Source organism: Pseudomonadota bacterium, assembly GCA_039193195.1.
GTDB lineage: Bacteria > Pseudomonadota > Gammaproteobacteria > Steroidobacterales > JBCBZW01 > JBCBZW01.
The window spans coordinates 66,400-87,788 of the sequence record JBCCWS010000010.1; the positions used below are offsets into that span (position 1 = coordinate 66,400).

General features: G+C 64.1%; 19 protein-coding genes. 8 read left to right on the forward strand and 11 right to left on the reverse strand.

Going from position 1 to position 21,389, the window contains the following annotated elements; genetic code table 11:
• Positions 1-196 precede the first annotated feature (196 nt).
• The 4 genes from AAGA68_11030 to AAGA68_11045 all read right to left on the reverse strand — a co-directional run bounded on the left by AAGA68_11030 (position 197) and on the right by AAGA68_11045 (position 3,060).
• Positions 197-1,096 carry a LysR family transcriptional regulator gene (locus tag AAGA68_11030; protein ID MEM9385584.1) on the reverse strand — a complete coding sequence of 300 codons (900 nt, stop codon included), beginning with the start codon at positions 1,094-1,096 and terminating at the stop codon, positions 197-199.
• A 295-nt stretch (positions 1,097-1,391) separates the two neighbouring features.
• A complete protein-coding gene (locus AAGA68_11035) occupies positions 1,392-1,901 on the reverse strand; it encodes a GNAT family N-acetyltransferase (protein ID MEM9385585.1) in 510 nt (169 codons plus the stop codon).
• On the reverse strand, positions 1,888-2,355 hold the full coding sequence (locus tag AAGA68_11040) for a hypothetical protein (GenBank protein ID MEM9385586.1): 468 nt from the start codon (positions 2,353-2,355) through the stop codon (positions 1,888-1,890). Before AAGA68_11040 ends, AAGA68_11035 begins: the two co-directional genes overlap by 14 nt.
• Before the next feature lie 3 nt (positions 2,356-2,358).
• Positions 2,359-3,060, reverse strand: coding sequence for a DinB family protein (locus tag AAGA68_11045; GenBank protein MEM9385587.1), 702 nt, complete (start codon positions 3,058-3,060; stop codon positions 2,359-2,361).
• Between the two features lie 142 nt (positions 3,061-3,202).
• On the opposite strand from AAGA68_11045, the gene AAGA68_11050 reads away from it, so the two are divergent.
• Together AAGA68_11050 and AAGA68_11055 are read left to right on the forward strand one after the other, a co-directional pair.
• Positions 3,203-4,681 carry a PLP-dependent aminotransferase family protein gene (locus AAGA68_11050; protein ID MEM9385588.1) on the forward strand — a complete coding sequence of 493 codons (1,479 nt, stop codon included), beginning with the start codon at positions 3,203-3,205 and terminating at the stop codon, positions 4,679-4,681.
• Between the two features lie 110 nt (positions 4,682-4,791).
• The gene (locus AAGA68_11055) at positions 4,792-5,961 is read left to right on the forward strand and encodes a methyl-accepting chemotaxis protein (protein ID MEM9385589.1); all 1,170 of its coding nucleotides are present in this window, start codon (positions 4,792-4,794) and stop codon (positions 5,959-5,961) included.
• Between the two features lie 13 nt (positions 5,962-5,974).
• On the opposite strand, the gene AAGA68_11060 is transcribed toward AAGA68_11055, so the two are convergent.
• Positions 5,975-6,823: a MipA/OmpV family protein gene (locus tag AAGA68_11060; GenBank protein ID MEM9385590.1), complete on the reverse strand. Its 849-nt coding sequence runs from the start codon at positions 6,821-6,823 to the stop codon at positions 5,975-5,977.
• 325 nt (positions 6,824-7,148) lie between these two features.
• On the opposite strand from AAGA68_11060, the gene AAGA68_11065 reads away from it, so the two are divergent.
• A complete protein-coding gene (locus AAGA68_11065) occupies positions 7,149-7,766 on the forward strand; it encodes a DUF3667 domain-containing protein (GenBank protein ID MEM9385591.1) in 618 nt (205 codons plus the stop codon).
• A gap of 146 nt (positions 7,767-7,912) precedes the next feature.
• Here the strand turns inward: AAGA68_11065 and AAGA68_11070 are convergent, their stop codons facing one another.
• The 3 genes from AAGA68_11070 to AAGA68_11080 form a co-directional block, all read right to left on the reverse strand.
• Positions 7,913-9,232: a TAXI family TRAP transporter solute-binding subunit gene (locus AAGA68_11070; GenBank protein MEM9385592.1), complete on the reverse strand. Its 1,320-nt coding sequence runs from the start codon at positions 9,230-9,232 to the stop codon at positions 7,913-7,915.
• 66 nt (positions 9,233-9,298) lie between these two features.
• Positions 9,299-11,635 (reverse strand): TonB-dependent receptor, encoded by a 2,337-nt coding sequence (locus AAGA68_11075; protein ID MEM9385593.1) that lies wholly within the window; start codon positions 11,633-11,635, stop codon positions 9,299-9,301.
• A gap of 297 nt (positions 11,636-11,932) precedes the next feature.
• Positions 11,933-12,643 (reverse strand): FCD domain-containing protein, encoded by a 711-nt coding sequence (locus AAGA68_11080; protein MEM9385594.1) that lies wholly within the window; start codon positions 12,641-12,643, stop codon positions 11,933-11,935.
• Between the two features lie 204 nt (positions 12,644-12,847).
• Here AAGA68_11080 and AAGA68_11085 point away from each other — a divergent pair, with 204 nt between their 5' ends.
• The 4 genes from AAGA68_11085 (at position 12,848) to AAGA68_11100 (ending at position 16,646) form a co-directional block, all read left to right on the forward strand.
• A complete protein-coding gene (locus AAGA68_11085; GenBank protein MEM9385595.1) occupies positions 12,848-13,729 on the forward strand; it encodes a fumarylacetoacetate hydrolase family protein in 882 nt (293 codons plus the stop codon).
• Positions 13,730-13,794: 65 nt separating this feature from the next.
• The gene (locus AAGA68_11090; GenBank protein MEM9385596.1) at positions 13,795-14,571 is read left to right on the forward strand and encodes an alpha/beta hydrolase; all 777 of its coding nucleotides are present in this window, start codon (positions 13,795-13,797) and stop codon (positions 14,569-14,571) included.
• Positions 14,572-14,661: 90 nt separating this feature from the next.
• Positions 14,662-15,912 (forward strand): amidohydrolase family protein, encoded by a 1,251-nt coding sequence (locus tag AAGA68_11095; GenBank protein MEM9385597.1) that lies wholly within the window; start codon positions 14,662-14,664, stop codon positions 15,910-15,912.
• A gap of 191 nt (positions 15,913-16,103) precedes the next feature.
• Positions 16,104-16,646, forward strand: coding sequence for a peroxidase-related enzyme (locus tag AAGA68_11100; protein MEM9385598.1), 543 nt, complete (start codon positions 16,104-16,106; stop codon positions 16,644-16,646).
• A 74-nt stretch (positions 16,647-16,720) separates the two neighbouring features.
• Here the strand turns inward: AAGA68_11100 and AAGA68_11105 are convergent, their stop codons facing one another.
• The 3 genes from AAGA68_11105 to AAGA68_11115 all read right to left on the reverse strand — a co-directional run bounded on the left by AAGA68_11105 (position 16,721) and on the right by AAGA68_11115 (position 20,548).
• On the reverse strand, positions 16,721-17,881 hold the full coding sequence (locus AAGA68_11105; GenBank protein ID MEM9385599.1) for a spondin domain-containing protein: 1,161 nt from the start codon (positions 17,879-17,881) through the stop codon (positions 16,721-16,723).
• 150 nt (positions 17,882-18,031) lie between these two features.
• The gene (locus AAGA68_11110) at positions 18,032-19,219 is read right to left on the reverse strand and encodes a S8 family serine peptidase (protein ID MEM9385600.1); all 1,188 of its coding nucleotides are present in this window, start codon (positions 19,217-19,219) and stop codon (positions 18,032-18,034) included.
• Positions 19,220-19,294: 75 nt separating this feature from the next.
• The gene (locus AAGA68_11115; protein MEM9385601.1) at positions 19,295-20,548 is read right to left on the reverse strand and encodes an alginate export family protein; all 1,254 of its coding nucleotides are present in this window, start codon (positions 20,546-20,548) and stop codon (positions 19,295-19,297) included.
• Positions 20,549-20,780: 232 nt separating this feature from the next.
• Here AAGA68_11115 and AAGA68_11120 point away from each other — a divergent pair, with 232 nt between their 5' ends.
• A complete protein-coding gene (locus AAGA68_11120; protein MEM9385602.1) occupies positions 20,781-21,389 on the forward strand; it encodes a hypothetical protein in 609 nt (202 codons plus the stop codon).

A 21,389-nucleotide genomic window follows, 5' to 3' on the forward strand; every position in this document is an offset into this window, starting at 1 on the left:
GTGCGCTGGAGCACCTAGAGCCGCTAATGCCGATTAGGACTTTGCACTGGTGACGATAGGGGCTCCCTGCGCGTAGGGCTAAGTGAAAGATCAAACCACGCGATAGGCCGCTTCAATGGTGCGCTGCGCCGTGTGACCGGCGGCATGCGAGAGTGCTAAAAGCGCGTGCGCTGGCGCACGCTTTGAGACGATATCGCTACTCGTCGGCCGGGAAGGTGACCAGGGCTTGCGCAAGCTCCGCCAGCGCGGCAGCCACCGGTGCGAGCGGGTCGCGCGCAGCCACCAGCAGGCCGATGGCGGGCTCGACGACAGGATCCACCAAGTCCAAGGCCACCACCTGACCGTCCACGGGCAACATGCCAAGCAAGGAGCGCGGCACGATGCTGGCCCACTCGCCAGAATTGATGAGAGGCACCAAGGCCGCGGCAGAGTCTGTCTCGATGGCCGGCTCTAGGGTGACTCCCGCGGCGGCCAGAGTCTCGTCGATTATCCGCCGATTCTGCATCTCGGCCGCCAGCAGACAGTAGCGAAGATCGGGCACATCGCGCCAAGGCAACTTGCCGGCCTCGGCGATCGCATGCTGCTTTCCGACGAGCAGCACGTAGCGCTCCCTGAAGAGCGGGAATTCGCGAACGCTAGATGCTCCCGTGAGACCGAGGTAGTTGATGCCGGCATCCAGCGTGTGGGCCTCGATACCGCTCAGAATTTGCGACGACGAGGACGAACGCAGGATCAAGCGCACACGCGGATGCGCATCCGAGTAGGCGTTGAGCAGGATCGGCAACAGTGGGATTGCCGTGGGCACGGCGCCCATCCTCAGCTGCCCTTGCAGCTCCCCGCGCAAGCGCGCCGCCTCTTGCTTCAAGCCGTCGCACTCATCGACGATCCGCTGCGCCCACCCAAGCACCCGCTCACCCTCGGGCGTGAACCCTTCGAATCGTTGGCCGCGGAACACCAGCAAAACCCCCATCTCCTCTTCTAACTGCTTGATGCCAGAAGACAGGGTGGGCTGAGTGACCGCGCAGGAAGCAGCTGCCCGCGCAAAGTGCTGGGCGCGCGCAAGCGCCACGAGGTATTGCAGATGACGAAGCAGCACTAAGTGGCACTCCCGGGCAGGCACATCGAGCAACAACCGCAACCGCTGGGCACTAGCTGAGGGACTCACGGAGCTCGACCGTCAGAATACGCGAGCCATCGGCTGGGCATTCTTACATATGGACGCCCCTCAGCTGTCAACCGCTCACCCACCCTCCCACGGCTTATCCCGCACCGGGGCAATTTCCATATCGCGCAAAGCGATGCGCAGGCACATCCCCTCGTACTCCACCCGTGGACCACGCACTGGCACGCGCCGCGCGCCGCCTACGCACTCGAGCCTGACCCACGCGGGCCTACCTGTGCTCCGATTCACTCAGTTGGCGTATCGCCTCTTCGTCCAAGCTCCAGTTCTGCCATCGCTCATCTGCCTTGGCACCGCACCGGCCATAGAAGCGCTGAGCACGCGTGTTGTCGGTCAGAACGGTCCAGGCGACCCTCGCGGCGCTTCGCGCCAGGGCGTAACGCGCGACCTGCGCCAGAAGTGCGGCGCCAACCCTTATGCCGCGTGCGTGCTCGGCGACGACCAGTTCCTTGAGCACGACCGTTGGGCGTAGATCGTACGTCCAGGGAATCAAGTAGGTCACCGCGAGCCCGTCCAACGGCGCGCCCGCCTCACGCTGGGCGACAAAGGCCTGAAAGCACGCAGTGGGCCCAAAGCCATGGGTGAGCAAATCGCGCTCAGTCACGGCCAGCTGTGCCAGGTAGCCCTCAATGCGAGCCAGCTCGCGCATGAGCAGCAGCGCCTCGCCCACATCTTCGCGCTCCATGGCGCGCACGAGCGGCAGCCCATCAGTAGTCTCCATCGGCGAGCTGATCCTCCAGGTAACCGGTGGGATCAGGCTGCGTTGTCAGCATGTGCCGCACCCAGACCTCTCGCTCATGGTGAATCACCACGTGCTCCCACACGCAGGCATGAAACGGCTGCCCTCGCTCGCTGCGAAACTGGCCGGATCCGAGCGGAGCGCTCGCAAGGTGGGCAAGCACGATGTCCTCCCCGTGCCACCAGTGGAGCAGCAGCCACACGCGCTGGGCACCGATGTGAACGATCAGGTAGCCCAGCCCATGGTGCGGGTACGCATCGACTCTCAGGATCGTAGGGAGTTGATCACCCACGTAAGCAAGGGCACGCTCGTAGCATTCTGCTCCAGCGTCCTTGAGCGCAGCGGCCGACGTACCGATGCGGTAGCACTTGAGCCGCAGATCACCGATGTAGCGGAGGCGATCGAAGCGAAAGGAACGCACGCGATAGGGGGTCATCGCCTAATATTCCTCTAGGGTGAGCAAAAGATCCGTGTCGCCGGGGTCGACGCCTAGCTGACTCAACAAGGCGGTGATCTGACCGCGGTGGTGGGTCTGATGGTTGAACAGGTGGGTCAGCACCCCATCCACGCGTTTACGCACGCGATCGCCGTCGCGCGTGGCGTACTCGAGAATCTGCGCGCCCTTCGCCTCACTGACTCCCTCGACGTAGGTGATTAGCACCGCATCCATCGCCGTACGCTCGTGGCGAAGCGCCTCCCGATCCGCGCAAAGCTGCTGATCGTGCGCCGTGGGCATTGCTCGGGACCGAAGCTGCTCCAGCGCGAACTCTCCGGGGAAACGATCTGCCAGGCGCTTCAGCCACACCAGGTCCCACACCAATAGGTGGTTCATCGTGAGGTGGATCGACCGGAAAAATGCGCCCAAGTCTCGCCTGTAGTCCGCGTCCGTGAGCTCGTCGATGACGCCGAGAAGGCGTTCGTTCATCCAGCGGTTGTACGCTGCCCGACTGCGGAAAGGTGGCGGGCCGCCCTCAGGGTGCGCTAGCAGGTTGTCGAAGTGCAGGGTGGCCCGCTCGAAACGATCTCGACACCCCGGGTTGCAGAAGCCCACGGCCCGCTGGCGGTACAGAGTGATCGAATCCGCGCTCACGGGATCGCCCGACCAGGGGCAGTGCGTATTGATCGCGGTCACTTGTTGCATCGGGTCACTCTACCGATTTGCACTGGCCCAAACTTGGGCCAATGCGGACTGGGCCAGTTGGGCCAATCGGCACACTCCGATCCTCACCGGCGGCGTTATAGTGATCAGCTTCGGCAATCGACGAGGGAGCACGCCACCCGCTATGGGCGCCGACGAGACGCTGCTCGCGCAGCTCAACTGGCACGCACGACCACAGGACGTGACCCTCTCGAGGCATTTGGCGGAGCGGATACGCGAGCTATTGATCGACGGCCACCTGCGGGGCGGCGATCGCTTGCCGTCGGCACGCGTGTTGGCCGGTGCCCTGGAGGTCGCCCGCGGCACGGTGGAGACCGCCTGGGACATGTTGCGCGCCGAGGGCCTAATCGAGTCGCGCGTGGGCGACGGCACGCGTATCAGCCACACCGCCGAATTGCTGCGCCAGCCGGTCGCCCCGAGCGACGCCTACGTCGGACCGGCCCTCAGCCACCGCGCGCCACCCCCCGCCATGGACCTCCCTCCTGCCGCCAACATCCTCGATCTGCGTCCCTGTCGGCCAGCCACCACCTTGTTCCCGCGCTCGGATTGGCGCCGTTGCCTGACCCTCGCCGCCAACGCACCCCCGTCGCCAGACTACGGCTGCGGTCGTGGTGATCTCTCCCTGCGAGAACAGCTCTGCCACTACCTGCGCAGGCGGCGGGGGCTACGCTACACGCCGCAGCAGATCATCATCACCAATGGCGCGGTCCATGCGATGCACCTCGCCAGCCGCGTGCTGCTGGGACCGGGCACCACCGTCGCCGTGGAAAACCCAGGCTATCCATTAGCCAGGCAGGTGTTCTCCACCACCGGTGCGACGATTGAGGAAGTACCGGTAGACGACGAAGGCTTACAGGTCCACACCTTGGCGAACGGACCAATACCCACCGTGGTGTACGTGACCCCTTCGCATCAGTTTCCCACCGGCGAGCGACTCTCCCTGCGCCGACGCCACGCGCTAGTCACCTGGTGCCGAGAACACGGCGCCTTGATCGTCGAGGACGATTACGACGGCGAGTTCCGCTATGACGTCCCGCCGCTCTCCCCCCTCGCCGCCTGGCCGGATGCACCGGTGCTCTACTGCGGCACCTTCTCAAAAACGATGTTTCCCGGATTGCGTATCGGCTTCGCCGCCGGCCACGAGGCGTTGATTGAGGCGATGGCCGATTGGCGTGCGATCAGCGAGTACAGCCCACCCACGCCAACCACCGCTGCGCTCGCCGAGTTCATCGCCAACGGCGCCTTCGAGCGGCACGTAGAGCGGATGCGCCAACACTACGCGAAGCTCGGCCGAGCCCTAGCCGACACGCTTGCGCAGACGGCCCCCGCTTGTTCAGTCACCGGTTTGGACGCCGGCCTACACGCCATCATCGAGCCCCCGCAGCCCCATGCGGCAGCGGATGTTTCCGCCGCGCTGCACGGGCAGGGCGTACTGCTCCCCACCCTGTGTCATTACGATGGCGCCCGCGCCTCAACCCGCGACGGCCTGGTGGCGGGCTTCAGCGCCCTCAGCACCGCACAGATCACCTCCCTCGTGACCAGCCTCACGAAGGCGTTGGCGGATTGCCAGCGGCAGCAGCGCCATCGACCCAGGGCGAACTGACATACCCTAGACTGGTTCACGTTGCTCCGCCCCAGCGCCTGTCAGAATCCTCGCTTAGTGCGCACTCCAGGCGCACCTCAAAATCGTTGATTTTTCAATCGAGAGCGAGCATGGCGAAGAAATCGGTCACCTCCCTTCAGGCTTCCCCCCGCACGATGCGCATGGTGATGGAATCGGTCGTGATGGACGTGGAGACCTTCTCCAAGGTCAACCTGAGCATCGCGAATCAAACTAAACTACTCTCGCTCAACGCCGCCATCGAGGCCGCCCGCGCCGGCGAGGTGGGTCGCGGCTTCAGCGTGGTCGCCGAAGAGGTGCAAAAGCTCGCCGGAAACGCCGCAACCGCCAACGAGCGCTTTCAAGAAGAGGTGATGGCCCGCATCAGCCTCGGTCAGAACATGTCCGAACGCTTGGTCGAACAGATGGAAGGGGAGAAACTGCACGACCTGGCCCAGGTCTTGGTGCAACTGATCGTTCGCAACCTATTCGAGCGCACAGCCGATGTGCGCTGGTGGGCGACGGATCCTTCGCTGTGGGAAGCCCTGGCGGACCCATCGGCCGAACGGATCGACTTTGCCGGCAAGCGCCTTGGAATGATCAACCGCTTCTACACGGTATACGAGAACCTAGTGCTCACGGATACGGCAGGTCGCGTCGTCGCCGTGTCGAACGCCAACTACCGCAAGCTGGTCGGCGCAGACTTCTCCGGCGAGCGCTGGTTCCAGCGGGCCCGCGCCACCAGCAGTGGCGACGAATACGTTGTGGGCGACCCGAAAGCCGACCCACGCCACGACGGCCATCAGGTGCTGGCCTACGGCGCGAGCGTGCGTCGCGGCGGCGAACCTAATGGAGAGATGCTCGGCACCCTGGGTGTTTACTTCGACTGGCAAGAGCAGGGGCGAAGCGTCGTCGAGGACGAGCCCACTCTGAGCGATGGCGACAAGAAGCGCAGCACCGTGGCCCTCCTCGACGCCAAGCACCGCGTGATCGCGAGCACCGATCCGTCGATGCTCTGGCAACACTATCCGCTGCAGAACCAGGATGCGGTGCGCGGGAGCTACTACGACGACGATGGTCACATTATCGCCTACGCCAAGACCATCGGCTACGAGGAATACGATGGCCTGGGGTGGTGGGGATTGGTCATCCAGGCGATCGAGGACGAATCGCAGATCCGCGAGAAGCTCGAGGCGGCCCAGCGCAAGAGCACTGCGCCCAAGAGCACCGAGAACGCCGAGAGCACGCGCAGCGATAAGGACGACCTGAGAGAGGCCTCCTAGTAGCTTGCCCCCGCTAGAAGCGACGGGTCAGGGCCATCAACACGAAGGCCTGTGTTTTGCTGTCGGTGAGTGACGAGTCGCCAGCATCGCCTAGCAGCCTGCCCACCTGCGCCACCGTGGTCCAGCGCCAGCGGTCGTTTACGGGCAGGCTGAGAACCCCCTGCAGCCCAATGCGTTCGACGCCGGATCCTGCGTCGAAGGCGCCGAGGCCCGTGGCGGTGGCTTCCGCCTCAGATACGCCGTAGAGCGCCCCCAAGAACTGATCGTTGCCCCAGCGGATGTTCGGCCCGAGGCTCAGGAAGCCGCGCTGACCGACACGCGTACGCCAGCTCGCTCCTAGATCGGCATAGAAGCCCTCGTGACCCGTGCCGAGAGCTTGCGCTACGGAGGCCTGGATGCCAAAGCGGCGGGTACCGTACTCCAGCTGCATGCGCGCTTCGATCGCCGTGCCGAAGGTCTCCAAGCCTTCCAAGTCGTCGGGGTCGCGGTTGGCGAAGCCAGGCGCGATCGATGCCGAAGCGGCGAGGCGCCGTCCGCCGCTATCGACAACGCGAAGGAAGTAGCCACCGAGGCCCTGGGGCACGTTCGCAAACAGCAGGTTGCCCTTTCGATCGTTGTACCTGACATCGAAATAGGGAACCGGCAGCAGCTGGTAATCATCGCTGCCCTGGAAGCGGGGATTGGCTATGATCGCGGCACCGAGGTCTGTCTGCCAGCCGGTCTGGACGGGCGGGCGACCCGGGGATGCCCCCGCCGGGCGGTCGGCCGGCGCTTGCGCCAGTGCGAGAGACGCACCGGTGAACAACGCCCACGAGAGCGTCGCCTTCACCAGGCGGGAGTGGCGGAGTGCAGCATGTGACATCGGAAAAGGCACCTTTGCGGCAAGGAAAGCGCGTGAGGGAGTTCGCTCTCCCGCCCCACTGTGGATTCATGCGCTGGCTCGGTGCAGGGCACTTTGCAGACGAGCGGATTCGGCGGGTAGGGACACGGTCACTCGCCCTGCTAAACGCGGCGATTCGTACGATACGCACGCGGCGATCTGCTAGGCTGCGGAGCCCTTAGGCCCTACGCCCTCAACACCCCTTCGCTGCGCAAACTGCGCCAGCGAGCTCGCGGGCGATTTCTGCCACCAGTGCGGCCAGTCGGATCTGGCCCTTCAGCAGTCGTTTCTCGCACTAGCCCGTGACGTGCTCGACGGGTTGTTCGACTGGGACGGACGGCTGCTGCGCACCCTACGCGGGCTGTTCCTGAGACCTGGCCAGGTGGCCCGCGACTACGTCGACGGTCGACGTGCAAGCTACACACCACCGATGCGCCTGTACGTCGTAATCAGCGTGATCTTCTTCGCCACAATGGGCCTGGCCTCCATGCGCGTCATCGCCCTAAACACATCTCTGGACGAGGATGGCGATGTCACGACAGTCATGACGATGTGGCAATCGGGCGAACCGCAGCGGGTGCCACGGATAAGCGATGCGCAGCGCGAGGAGTCTCTCGCTCGCCTACCCGCTCAAGCCCCCATTGCGCCCTTTAGGACCTTGGTGCGCGCGGCGCTCGAAGATCCACTGATGCTCGAACAAGCGGCCAATGCGTCGGCGAGTCAAGCGCAGATCCTGATGGTCGTGATCTTCACCCTGCTCTGCCTCGTGCTCCACCCACGACGCCGTCTCATCGAGCACATCGTTCACGCCCTATACTTCCATGCTTGCGCGCTGCCCGTCGCGGGGCTAATGCTGGTGATCAGTGCGCGAGTGTCGATGAGCACCGGGTGGCTCATCGCCTGGGCCATGGCGCTTGGTAAATAAGGTGACGCGCAGCGAGTAGCACAGGCGCCATCGCGGCGTTGCATCGCTTGCCAATGGCGATGCCATTGGCTGCGCCACGCGCCTTGCTGACGCTGCCCCTACGCAGACTGAGCGTTACCTTATTTACCAAGCGGCCTCCTAGTGTCCTACGAGGAGTTTCCCGAATCGGGCTTGGCTTCCTCGATCATGTTGCGAAGGTAGTTCTGGAAAATCAGGAATGCCTGGTCGGCAGACAGCTGCTCGTCCATGAGCTGTTGCATGGCCTCGCGCTCAATCTCCTCGAGGGCCGCCAGACGCGCGTGGCGCGGCAGCTTTCCGCACTCGCGCACGCGCCAGTAGAAGGCATCGATACGCTCCTTGCGCCGACTCGCACTCCAGCGCAACAACAACGATCCCACGGACCACGCGCCCACCACCAGGGTAAGTGTCAGGCTAATCGCCTCGGCGTTACGGACGAACCAAGAAGGCTCTTCCCGCAGGAAGAACGCCGTAGCCCCCGCGTGGTAGGGCAAGGAGACGCGCTCAGGGGCATAGCGCGCTAGGGGCAAGCGAAAGCCTACCGCGTCGCTCAGCTCTGCACGCGCCTCGGCTATCTCTTGCAAAATGCTGCGCACCGCATCGGCTTGCACGTCGCGGTGCGCGAGGATCATTGCGTCCACGGCGACGGTGGCCACCGATGCCTCAGGAGACGAACCGTACAGGTGAACGGGGATCTCAACAGGCTGGTACGCCGCATCCAACAAGGAAAGGGCTGCCCCTGCCACGGGCACGAGGCGCACCTCGCCGCTGGCCAGAATCTCTCGCACCACCGCCGCTCCTGGCGGGGCGAGCACTACCGCCGCTGTCACCTCGCCGCTAGCGAAGCGCTGGGCAAGTTCCGCCAGCGGTGCCTCCACCACCCGAGCGGGATCGATGGGCACACCGACGTGTGCCAGCACGCGCTGCGCCGTGTATCGCGTGCCGCTTCCAGACGCACCCAGCCACAGGGACGTCGCCGAGGCAAGGCCGTCGACCGTAGGTGGCGCTTGCGAGGACGGAGGCAGCGCTTGAAGCACATGAACCCACTCGGCGTAAACGGCCGCTAACAGGCGCACAGTCGGCGGCATTGGCCCGTCGCCCTGGCCTAGGGCGAATTGCACCTCGCCATCATTGAGCAACGCCAGGTTCATCGCGCTGCCGTCCGTGGCCCGGACCGCCAGGCGATCGTTGCTTTCTACGGAGGCTAGGTGGCGCGAAAGCTGCTCAGCAAGGAGCTGGTAGGTGCCCCCCTCTTGGCCGCCGGCGATCACCCAATCGCGCTGCACGGAGAACAGCCCCAACTGCCAAGCTAGAGCCGCGCCGAACACGAGGAGCACCGCGAAGGCGCCGAACAAGGGGAGCGCCAGGGCGTAGCGCTGTTGCGGGGTTGGGTCGGGCTGATCGCTCACGCTGGGGTCTGTCGGCAGTGCAAGGGCGCTGCGAATCACGCAGTGCCCACACCCTATGCCAAGCGTTGCCCCTTGTCATCACCCCCGATGCGGCCGGCGCGCTGTTCAGCGACCCCCGAAGCTGTAGGACGCGGACAGTCCCCACAGGCGCGGCTCGGCGTAACGCGGGCCGAAGGACGCGTTGAACAGCTCCGGGTTGTCGTTGAGCGACGCACCGTAGAGGCTGAACCAGAAGTCTTGGCCGTAGATCACGATGTTCTCGTTGGTGATGTTGGTGGCCCATAGCTCCACGCCCCAGCCCTTGGCCGATTGATAGCCAATGTTCGCGTTCAAGCGGCCGTCCACGTCGGCGCGGAACTGGGGAATGCTGTTGTCGATGAACTCCAGCGAGTACTCGTCTCGATGCAGCAAGTCGGCGTGCACGTAGAACGCGCCTCGGGGGGTCTCGCGCCGGTAGTCCAGGGCGATCGTGTAGGACAGGGGGATCGTGCCCTGGGGCGGGGTGCCCTCGGGAATCTCTGCCTCCGGCAGGATGTCTTTCGAGGTCCCGTCCTGCGCGCTGAAGCCGACCGTGGCAGTCAGCTCGTCGGTCATCGCCCAGATTAGGTCAGCCTCCACGCCCTGCACGTTGGCCTCACCGGCGTTGGTCGTGGTGGCGACACCACCAGCACCGACCGCGTTGACGAAGAACTGAAGGTTCTCGTAGGTGGCATCGAACAGGGCGACGTTCAGCTGAACGCGGTTGCCGAACAGGCGAGTCTTAGCGCCTATCTCGTAGCTCAGCACATCCTCCGGTGCCACGGCGAGATCGATCAGGGCCGGGTCACTCTGGGCCATGTCGAAGGCTCCACTACGAAAGCCGGTAGCTGCCGACGCGTAGAACAGCAGGTCGTCGGTCGGCGTAACGTCCAGTACGGCGCGCCAGGTCACCGCGTCCCAGGTGTCCTCAGCATCGGTCACGACGCGGCCCGGTGTAGGGTTCCAAAACCAATCGAACTCTCCCATGGTCTCGCCATTGAGTTCCTTATTGTCCCGGGTGTAGCGCGCACCAGCCGTCAAATGCACCTTATCCGACAGTTGGTAGCCCCCCTCCGCGTAGAAGGAGTAACTCGTGGTCACAACGTTCTCACGAATGGAGAAAGGGTTCTCATCGAAGAGCTCTGGGAAGTCCGTGATGCAGCTGGGGGTGACGATGAAGGACTCGAAGTCCTCTAGGGTCTGGTCCGGACAGCCGAAGATGGCAGAGAAGGCGCCACCGGCGACCGACTCGTCCCAGCGGGTGATCACATCGAGAAAGCGCGTCTCGTCCGCTCGCAGGAGAAAGGTGCCCGCTTGCCAGTTGAAGCGCCCGCCGGAATTGGATAGCACCCGAAACTCCTGCGTGAGCACCTCGTTGTCGCGCCCATCGGCAATCGCGAAGATGGGCGTCGGAACACCTCCAAGGGAGATCGGCTCCTGCTCAGCATCGAAGCTTCGGAAGGAGGTGATCGACTGGAAGGTGACCGAGTCGAAGTCCTTGGTGACGTGCAGGCTGCCAACCCACTGCTCGCTGACGTAGCGACCGTCGCTGAACTGCTGCACCGTGCGCGGGTCGTCATCGATCAGGAAGTTCTGATCGGCCAGCACATCAAGATCGACGAAGGCCTCGGCGGAGACCGCGTCGCGGGCAATTCCCGTCTCGTCCGCGCGACTGCGCGAGAGTGCGAACTCGAACTCTAGGTCGTCGGCGGGGGTCCAGAGCAGCTTCGCGCGCACCGCAGAGCGGTTGATGTTGTCCACATCGTTGCCCGTGACCGAGTTGAATGAGGTGCCATCGCGCTGGCGCGACTGGAAAGCTATCGAGCCCGCGAGCTCGTCCGCGATGGGGAAGGAGATGTACGCACCCAGCTGGTTGAGGCCGTAGTTGCCGAGCTGAGCCTGCACGCGACCCTCCAAGGAGTCACCAGGGTCTTGGGTGACCACGTTGATCAAACCACCGGTGGTATTGCGGCCAAACAGGGTGCCCTGAGGCCCACGCAGCACCTCGATGCGCTCCACATCGAACAGCTCTATGGCGAAATCTGCGGGGCCGCCGTAGTAGACATCGTCGATGAATAGGCCAACGGCTTGCTCCGCGCCGGCGGAGACGAGGGAGGAGGAGCCACCGCGTAGGGCTGGGTTGATCCGGGTCTTGGAGAACGTATTGACGCTGAAGTTGGGGATCTGCAAGGAGAGATCTTCGAAGTCGTCGATCTGCAGTCGTTCCACCGCTTCGGCGGAGAAGGCCGTGACGGCCACGGGTACATCTTGAACCGACTCCTCGCGTCGTTCGGCGGTGACGGTGACCTCCTCAATCTCCGCATTCGCCCCCGGTGCCACCAGAAGTACTCCCCCGGCCGCCACCACTGCTGTACTCAGGCTGGCGCCCGCCCCCGCGCTGCGCGTAAAGGTCCGTCTTGCCATCGCTTTCCCACCCCTGGAGTTCGCGAGCATCGACCATCAAAGCGGTCGCGGCTCTACTGCATTGAACCATTTCCATATCAATATTGTTTTGATCTGGAATTGGTGCAGCCTAATGACGAGAAAGGCGAGCTGTCAACAATCGTTTGCGCTGCATCGCGATAAGCAACCCCGCTGGCTTGCGCGCAAACTAGCAAGGCAAGTAGGCGCGGACCCACGCCGACGCCGCGACGCGCGATGAGGACACGGGTTGTGATCGTGAGGAGGTGAGACGTCGCGGGCGCGAGCGCCCCGAGGCACCTACAGGGCTGGGTGCAGCATATTGCTGCTCACGGCGAGCAGGTGCTCGCGCAGGGCTCGGCGCAGGGCCTGCGCATCACGTTGCGATAGCGCGGTCACGATGGCGAGATGATGCTGGTTGTAGATCTCGCGCCTGTCGTCGGTCAGCGATCGGCGCTTGATCTCATGCCACTCGGGCTGCTGGCGAACGTCATTGATGACCTCGTAGATACGCCCCAAGACGCTGTTGCGCGCGGCGCGGATGATCACCGCGTGCAGCTCCGCATCCCAATGCTCGTATTCCTCAAGGCTGCCTGATTGCAGGGTTTTCTCGTAGCATTCGCGCGCTCGGGCGATCTCCGACTGGGTCGCACGGGCCACCACGAGCTCGGCCACGGAGGGCTCCAGGACGACTCGAATCTCGTTGACCTCTGCGGGGCTGACGTCGGCCAGGTCCACGCGCGGCCCCAGCGCCGCCGATAACGTCTCGGACGCGGCGCGCACGAACGTGCCGCGCCCAACGTAGCGCTCGATGACCCCAGAGGACTCCAGCTGAGCTAAGGCTTTGCGAACCGTGTTGCGCGCTGCAGAGAACTGCTCAATGAGCGCCTTCTCGGTGGGAATCCTGCTGCCGGGTAACCACTCGCCTTCGTCGATGCGCGCACGTACGAACGCTACGATCTCTTCCGCTTTGCGTTGCGACGTTTCGCGCACATTGAGTTTCGCCACCACGCTTCGCCAACCTCCTCGGCGACCGAACACTGCTGCCGGATGGGGACCGTACCAGATTGCCTAACACGCGGCACTGCTATTGGTTGCAATCAATAGCAGATCATTTTAGGCTCGAAGCCATATTGATATGGATATTGTGCGCCATGCGATGCAGCACGCGCAAATCACCGCCACGAAAGTAGCGGGCCCTAAGGAGGCAAGGACGTGCGACTGGCGAGGGTTGAATTCGATGGCGGTACCTGGATCGCGGATGCAGATCCTGAGTCGCAAACGCTCACCTTGCTCCTGCAAGTGACAGTACCGAACGGTCCCGATCCGGCGGTAGCGCTGATCGCTGGCGAGCTCGATGCCAACGCGCTTCGCGAGGTGGGGGCTCAGGTCCCCTTCTCTCAGGCACGCTTCATGCCCCCTATCCTGCGGCCGAGCAAGAACGTCATCTGCGTCGGTAAGAACTACCGAGCGCATGCGGAGGAGTTCACACGCAGCGGCTACGACTCCTCCGCCGCCCCCGGCGGCGACAGCGTGCCGAGCTCCGTGATCATCTTCAGCAAGGCTGCGTGCAGCCTCACCGGCGCACACGACGATGTGCCCGTGCCTTGGCAGATCACCTCGGAGGTGGACTACGAAGCGGAACTCGGCGTGGTGATCGGCAAAGCCGGCCGCCACATCGCTCCGGCGGATGCCTACGCGCACGTGTGGGGCTACACGGTGATCAACGACGTCACGGCCCGGGACCTTCAGGCCAAACACCGCCAATGGCTGCTCGGCAAGTCGATCGACGGCTTCTGCCCGATCGGACCGTGGATCGTCTCCGCTGATCAAGTCGCGCCGGAGAACCTGCAGGTGAGCTGTTGGGTAAACGGAGAGCGCCGCCAACACGCCAGCACGGAGCACCTGATTTTCGACATCCCCTCGATCATCGCCACCGTGTCCGCCAGCATGACGCTGGAGCCGGGCGATATCATCGCCACGGGCACGCCCGCTGGCGTCGGCATCGGCTTCGAGCCCCCACGTTTTCTCAGCACGGGAGATGTGGTGAAGGTGTCCATCAGCGACATCGGCACCTTGGAGAACCGCATCGTCTAGCGGCTCCACACGCAAGCTAACTTTTTCGTTCACTAAACTCGTAACACTCACCTGGAGGATTCAACGTGGGTCATCTGCTGCAGATCAACGGTCGCGCCGTAGCCGTCGACGACTTCGGAGAAGGTACACCCGTGCTCTGTGTCCACGGTCTCGGCGGGTCGTCGAACTTCTGGCGCGCGGTGGTCAACGGCCTCGGCGACGGCTACCGGCTAATCGTGCCCGACTTGCCGAGCGCGGCCCGCTCGGCCAACGATCCCTCACTCTCGATCGAGAGCTTGGCGGGAGACATGCTGGCCGTTCTGGACGCTCTCGGCGTAGACAAGGCTCGGGTGATGGGTCATTCGATGGGCACCATCGTCTGCCAGCACCTCACGGTAATGGCGCCCGAGCGTGTCCAGGATCTGGTTCTCCTCGGTCCGCTGGCACAGCCACCGGAACCGGCGCGCGGTGCCCTCATGGACCGCGCCGGCCTCGCCCGGCGCGAGGGAATGACCGGTATCGCGGACACGATCGCCGATGTCGCCCTCTCCACCGCGACCAAAAGCACGCTGCCGGACATTCAAGGCTTCGTGCGCGAGATGGTCATCCGGCAGGATCCGCAGGGCTACGCTCAGAGCTGTGAAGCGCTCTCCCGCGCGCAGGCGGCCGATGCCAGCGCGATTACCTGTCCCTGCCTGCTCATCACCGGCGATGAGGATAAGGTGGCGCCACCTGCCAACGTCGAAGCCCTCGGCAGCGCGTTGCCCAGCGCGCGCGTGCTGGTACTCGACGGCTGTGGCCACTGGACATTGAATGAGAAGCCCACGGAGGTCATAGCGGCTATCCAGGCCTTCTACGGCTAACCCATGCAAGGAGCTTCGGGGAGGTGCCCACCTCCCCGAGCACATGGCCTGGCGCACCCACGCGCGCCTTACCTGGGGGGGTAAACGACAATGCAAGCACCGAGCACCTTGTTCACGGATGTGAACATCATCGACGGCAGCGGCAGCGATCCGGTACGCGGCAACGTGCTGGTGAGCGGCAATCGCATCACGAAAATCGGCGACGGCGCCCTGCCCGCGGCGGATCATACGATCGACGGTCACGGACGCACGCTCATGCCGGGCCTGTGTGATGCGCACCTGCACCTGACTTGGAACGACCAGCCCACGCTCGAGTACATCACCATGATGCCGCCAGAGGAGCATCTGATTCACTCGATCAACGTGGCCAAGAAAACCCTGATGGCGGGCTTCACCTCCGGCGTTGGCGCCGCGGCCGCGCGGCCGCGCGTCGACTGCGTCCTGCGCAACGCCATCAACGACGGTCACATCGTCGGTCCGCGCTACCTCGCGAACGGGCAGGAGATCACCGTGGCCGGGGGTCTTGGCGATACCTCACCGCCACACGTAGACCTGCAGGAACTGTCCTTCGGCTGGCGCGTCTGCGGCCCCGAAGATATGCGTAAGGTGGTGCGCATGTACATCAAGTACGGCGTGGATTTGATCAAGCTCAATCTATCCGGCGAGGAGATCACACCTGTCCCCGCGCAGTGCTCGCCAATGAGCGATGAAGAGGTGGCGATGGCCATGGCCTCGATCGAACCCTACGGCTTGCGCGCCTGCGCCCACGCCCGTTCCGCCCACTCGGTCAAGCAGTGCCTCAAGTACGGTGTAAAGATCATCTACCACGCCTCCTATGCAGATGAGCAATGCATGGATGAGCTCGAGAAGCGCAAGGACGAGTTCTTCGTCGGCCCCGGCCTCGCCTGGCTGGTGCGCACCTCAGCTCATGCCGGTGAGTTCGGCATCTCGCCGGAAAGCGAGCTGGCCCGGGTGTACGCGCGAGAGTTGGAGTACGCGATCGAGGGTATGCGTGAGATGCATCGTCGCGGCATTCGCGTGTTGCCCGGCGGCGACTACGGCTTCGCCTGGACCCCCCACGGCACCAATGCCAAGGATCTACAGTACTTCGTGGAACTCGTAGGCATGACACCGATGGAGGCGATCGTCTCCGCGACCAAGCTCGGCGGAGAGATCATGGGAAATCCGAATGAGCTCGGTCTCATACGCGAGGGATACCTGGCCGATCTGTTGCTGGTAGACGGCGATCCCCTCGACGACATCTCCGTGCTGCAGGATCACGAGCGTCTCCAGGTCATTATGAAAGATGGTGTGCTTGCCAAGGACACGTCTACGGCTTGAGTCCGCTGCGCGGGCAGGTTCCCCAGGCGTCGAGTTGATCGCGGCGCCCCCCTCGCCTGCCTCGCCAACCGCGGCCTCGAGACGGGGAGGTCCACTCGCTAGCTTGGCGATTGGACCTCTCCAACTACTCCCGACCCCTACCCAGTCATGGGGCACTCTAATACTCATTAGCTGACGTCGGAGCCAAGCGAATGGCCTTTATCCCTTCCATCTCTAGCGCACAGGAGAGCGAGTGGGCGGTCATGAGCCGCTACATGGATCAAACCAAGCCCCTCTTCGCGCTTACTCAGATCGTCATGCGCAGCGGCGACTGCAGCTTGAGCAGCGGCCAGCGCGAGCTGTTGGCTGCCTTCACCTCCAGCTTGAACCGATGCACCTACTGCTTCGGCGTGCACGAATCCACGGCACAGTCCTTCGGCGTGGAAGCCGATCTGCTCAGCGCCTTGCAGCGGGACATCGACACGGCGCCGATCGAAGACCGCCTCAAACCCCTCTTGCGCTACACGGAGAAGCTTACGCGGGCGCCGTCCACCGTCGTCCAGAGCGACGTGGACGCGATCATTGCCGCTGGGTGGGACGACAACGACTTTCACTACGTGGTAATGATCTGCGCACTGTTCAACTTCTTCAACCGCCTAATCGAGGGCTACGGAGTGGAGAACGTTCTCGACTACCGCGTCCAACATGGCCGTACTCTGCACGCCAACGGTTACAGGCTTCCAACCGACGGTTAAAGGAAAGGCCCACCCCGCATTACGGGGTGGGCCTCTCGCGGATACGCTTGCGCACCCGCCACTCATCGCGTTGCTTAACGCAGTCTCAGCTGACCGCGGATCTCACCTGCGGGGTTCGCGTCGGTGTGAATGTTGACGTAGACGTTGCCAGCAGCCATCTCACCAATCAGGGTCTCGAGGTCTGCACCCGCGAGCGCGTCCACCAGATCCGCTTGCGTGATCGTGGCGTTTACCGTGTCGCCGTTAATGCCGGCGCCGAGATCGGCGACCACCGGACCGTTCACACCGGCCTGGGCCAAGTGCAGGTGAGCCATGGTGATGGGTCCGGTAAGGTTCTGCGTGCCGACCACGACGCGCAGGGTCTCACCGCCGAGAGCGATAGCACGGGAGCGACCGGTACCTTCGGAATCGATAGCCTCGGCAGTGACTTCCTGATCCGTCGACAGCAGGGTCACGAAGGTCTGGTCTGCGGCGAGATCGAGGTAGCGGAAGGACACCCGGAAGATCGCGTCGTCTGCGTCGTTGAAATCACCGTTGCCGAACACCGGGTGGTTCAGCACACCGTTGGGGAACGACAGGGCGCCAGGAGCGGCGAAGCCGGGGGCCGGGGTGGTGACCGGCAAGTTCTCCGTCACGCCCACGTCCGGCGCTGCCTGGGCCAGGAATGCCACGTTGGAGGCAATCTCGTCGTTCACCTCCGTGCCGGCATCGTTGGTCTCGCCACCGTCGACGATGAAGTTCGTACCGACGAATTCACCGCTATCGTCGAACAGCTGGTGCGCGAGGGGATTGCCGTTGGCAATGAAGAAGTCGTTGCTCGGAATGATCATCGAGGCATAGCTGAAGTAGCGATCCTGGAAGGGGTTCACGCGCATCACGGTCGCTGCACGATCGCCGGGAGCGAGGGGGCCGCCGGGGCCTGCGAGGGCACCTACTTGCGGGGCGTTAGGCAACAGCGTTTCGAAGGTCGCGGTGATCGAGCTGTTGTCACCGTCCTCGGCAAGGCGCTCGACTTCATCACCGCCCAGGGGCACGTTTGCCGGCTGACCTCCGTCGTAGCTATCGAAGCTACCGTCGTGGATGCCAAGCCAAGGCGGGGTCAGGAACACGCCGCGTGAAGGTTGGGCGTTTTCGACCGTGACCACCACCGCGGGGACAGATTCGGCCAGCACGGGGGCGGCGGTGGAAGAGAACATGGCGCCGATGACGGCAGCGAGGGTGAGGGTGCGGGACATGATGTGACTCCTTCAATTTGGTGTTGGAGATCAACAAGCAAAAGCTAACTTTTTCGCTCGGTGATCGTTGACTCGTGCACTTAATGCGTCGCACGTGTCCCTAGGTCGAAGGAGCTTGAGGAACGGTTCAAAGAAATTTTGAAGATTTGATCAGCGGCTCGCCAAGCACTGGGCAGACAGGGTGGGCAAGCCGAATCCAAAGGTTTCATCGCGGCCCGGGGAGCCCAAGTCCCGGGCCTCGCCCGCGAGCGACTGGCGTACGCGCTTAGCACTAACCGTCTCTTGCAGGCGCGGGTCGCTAGCGATAATGGCGACCACGAAGGGGCTCGCGAAGGAGGTTCCCGTGACGTAGCGCCCTCCGCCGTCGGCTTGCACGTAGATATCGACCCCCGGTGCCGAGAAGTCCACATGGGCACCCATCACTGCACCGTCGTAGATGCGCAGGGCTGCATCCACGGCAGTCACGGCGATCACATCCGCAAAGGCAGCGGGATAGCGCGGCGGCGAGTCCGGCCCCTCGTTGCCGACGGCAGCCACCAACAGTAGGCCCGTATCGGCGGCACGCTGGACGGCCCGATCGAGGGCGCGGTTGTAAGGACCCGCAAGCGAGATGTTCACCAATTCCACACGGGACTGGGCCAGCCAATCGAGCGCTCGTATCAACGTACTCGCGCTCGGTCCAGCGTTTGGGCGTCGCTCATCGAACACCACCGCGGCATGCAGCGTGGCCTCGCGCAAGCGCCCGTCGCCGACGAGCGTCTGGGCGACCGCGGTGCCGTGGGATCGCGCGTGTGCAGTGACCTCGCCGACGAAGGACTCGGTCACGATGCGCTCGCTCGCAAGCGACGGGGTTGCGAGGTCCACAGCGCTGTCGATCATGCCGAGGCGACGCAAGCTGGCACAGCCCTGAGCCGGCCACCGAATCATCGCATGAGCGAACCCTTGGGGCTGAGCCATGCGGGGGCCCGTCGCCTGCGTGCTCAAGCGATAGCGATGATCGCGATCAGCCGTCGCGTGGGGTTCGAGTCGCTCGAGCTCTGCTGCGGCCTGCGTCACGTCGAGGCCCGTTGGCACGGCGAAGGTGAGCAGCACCACGCCGAGCCCTGGCAGGCGCTCACGGCGCAGCAGCCGATAGCCCTCGCGACGCGCCTTGCGTTCGAGCAGCAGCGCGAGGTCGACATTGTTAATCAGTGCGATCACCGACACACCGTCCTCCGCCACTTCGGCGCTCACGGTGGAGGAGTCCGCCGAGAGTGGCGGGGGTTTGAGGTGGAAGCTCTCGCACGCACTGACCAGCGTGAGCGCGACGCAAAGCGTCAACCTGGGTATCGCGCGCATGAGTGGCTCTCCGTCCGACCTTCAGGCATCAGGCATTCAGTCGTCGCGAGCGACCGAGCGGTTCAACGGCTCACCTCAGAAGATGCGACTGAGGGAGAAGAAGATCCGATCCACATCGCCGGCGAAAGTGTCCGCGCGATAAGCGGCAAGGCCCGCCGCCACGCTGGTCCGCCCCCGGCGCGCGGTCAACCCAAGATCGATCTCCGTGCCGTAGCGTCGTCCCCCGCGATCGGCCCAGAAGCCGTGTTGGCGGGCGAACACCTGCACCTCATCCACGATGGCAACCGCAGGCTGAAAACGCCATTGCAGTGCCAGGGAGAGATCGCGCACGCCGTCGCCAGGCGTGTTGAAGAACACATCAGCATTGCCCTGAAACTTGCGCAGTGTGGCAAGCGGTGTCTGAAAGCCCATGCCCTGCTCGCTGCCGCCGAGAACCTCTGCGCGTACGGCGGCCGAGAAGCGCGCGCGTTCATAAGTGACAGCGAGCAGCCCATACTCAGCGCGATAGCGCCTTGGATTGCGCGCGAAGTCACGCTGGGTGGCGTAGGACAACTCCCAGCGCACGCCGTGGCCTTCGATGTGGCGCCGTCCGCTCACGCGGATGCCGGTAGTCCGCGATGACGCCTTGTCGCTGCGCGCATCCTCCGGTCCCGTGCGCAAATCCAGCGCGTAGTGGAACAAGGAGATTCGCCCGGCCGGGCTCGGCAGGTTGAGGTTCAGCGCCAGGCTGTCGCCAAGGAAGCTCCCAAACGGGGAGTCGTCGCCGAGCACGCGTTGGGTGCGCCGCACATAAGCCGCATCCAACAGCACCGTGCCGCCCAAATCCGCGCCGAGACGTACGGCGTCGAAGGTGCGATCGTTCTGGCGAAAGGCCGACACCCCTAGGAAGCGCTCGTCGTCGAGCACGATCCGTTGGCGACCGATGGTGAGCAACTTGCCAGGGACGAGCTCCGCCTGCAGTTGCAGGCGGTTGAGCTCACGGCCGTCGGGATCGAGGATGACGGGGCGCTCGAGGCGGTTCGACCAATTCTCCCGACCATCGTTGAAGCGGGCGATGAGATCCTCGTTCCCTTCGACTTCCCCTAAGAAGGTCAGGCGCTTGCCTAGGGGCGCTTCGATGGCGCCGCGATAGCGTACGGTGAGTGCCGCCGCGTCCTTAGGGTTCAGCGTGTCGCTTGCGGTCTCGTAGCGCACCCGCCCATTGCCAAGCAGACGCGGACCGCCGCTGGTGTCGGCCTGCGCGACCGCATTGCGCGCCGGCGCGGCAACCGCGGTGACGCTCACCAAGGCGAGCAGCATCGCCGACAATTCCGTGCGCAATCGTGGCAAGGCGTGGTTCCTCGGGTAGGGCCCGACCACTGCGAACCCAGGGTCTCAGAGCCGTATAGGATGCCGAGCAGGCGGCGCGAGGGGAACCCACAAAAAATTTTGAACCCCCTTCGTTTTTGTCACGACGAACTCCTAGAACCTCAATTTGCGCACCGCTCGAAAGCCGGCGCTGCACACGTATCTACGCTACGATGCCCGCTCGCTGCGGTATCGACCCGACCGGAGAAAGCGCTTGAACGAAACGACCTCTGAGCAAGACACGTTGATCGCGCTGATCCCCGAGTTCGTCAACGAACAGCTCGGCAAGGAAGATCGCCAACGGGTGCAGCAGGCGGCGGCTCGCGACCCACATGTCGCCGCACAGATCGAGGTATTTCGCCGCATCCGTCACGCGGTGCGCGAGAGCGGCGACGCGGACACGGCTGATGAACTCGGATGGCGCCGCTTGCAACGGGCCCTGCCGCCACGCGAGGCGCTCCCCACCGAGACGACGGAGCAGCGTCCGTCGTCGCCCCTTTGGCGTGCGGCCGCGGCAGTGCTCGCCGCCGTGGTGCTCGGCCAAGCCATCATGCTGTCGAACGCCACCGGCGAGCGCTACGTCACCGCCGGCGAAACGACCGCGGTCGAGAGCGCCAGCTTCACTCTACAGCTGGCGTTTCAGGCGGACGTGTCGGAACAAGCCCTACGCGCACTGCTGCTCGACGCACAGGGTCAGATCGTGGCCGGCCCTTCCGCCTTGGGCCTCTACGAGGTGCAGTTTGCCGACGGGGCAGCGCGGGACGCTGCCCTCGTGCTCTTTCGCGATCGGGCCGATCTGGTCGCAAGCGCCACCGTACCGTAG

Excerpts from the sequence above, each read along its gene's own strand:
- AAGA68_11035 (MEM9385585.1), bottom strand. The coding sequence starts at position 1,901 with ATGGAGACTACTGATGGGCTGCCGCTCGTGCGCGCCATGGAGCGCGAA.
- AAGA68_11040 (MEM9385586.1), bottom strand. The coding sequence starts at position 2,355 with ATGACCCCCTATCGCGTGCGTTCCTTTCGCTTCGATCGCCTCCGCTAC.
- AAGA68_11045 (MEM9385587.1), bottom strand. The coding sequence starts at position 3,060 with ATGCAACAAGTGACCGCGATCAATACGCACTGCCCCTGGTCGGGCGAT.
- AAGA68_11050 (MEM9385588.1), top strand. The coding sequence starts at position 3,203 with ATGGGCGCCGACGAGACGCTGCTCGCGCAGCTCAACTGGCACGCACGA.
- AAGA68_11055 (MEM9385589.1), top strand. The coding sequence starts at position 4,792 with ATGGCGAAGAAATCGGTCACCTCCCTTCAGGCTTCCCCCCGCACGATG.
- AAGA68_11060 (MEM9385590.1), bottom strand. The coding sequence starts at position 6,823 with ATGTCACATGCTGCACTCCGCCACTCCCGCCTGGTGAAGGCGACGCTC.
- AAGA68_11075 (MEM9385593.1), bottom strand. The coding sequence starts at position 11,635 with ATGGCAAGACGGACCTTTACGCGCAGCGCGGGGGCGGGCGCCAGCCTG.
- AAGA68_11095 (MEM9385597.1), top strand. The coding sequence starts at position 14,662 with ATGCAAGCACCGAGCACCTTGTTCACGGATGTGAACATCATCGACGGC.
- AAGA68_11100 (MEM9385598.1), top strand. The coding sequence starts at position 16,104 with ATGGCCTTTATCCCTTCCATCTCTAGCGCACAGGAGAGCGAGTGGGCG.
- AAGA68_11105 (MEM9385599.1), bottom strand. The coding sequence starts at position 17,881 with ATGTCCCGCACCCTCACCCTCGCTGCCGTCATCGGCGCCATGTTCTCT.
- AAGA68_11110 (MEM9385600.1), bottom strand. The coding sequence starts at position 19,219 with ATGCGCGCGATACCCAGGTTGACGCTTTGCGTCGCGCTCACGCTGGTC.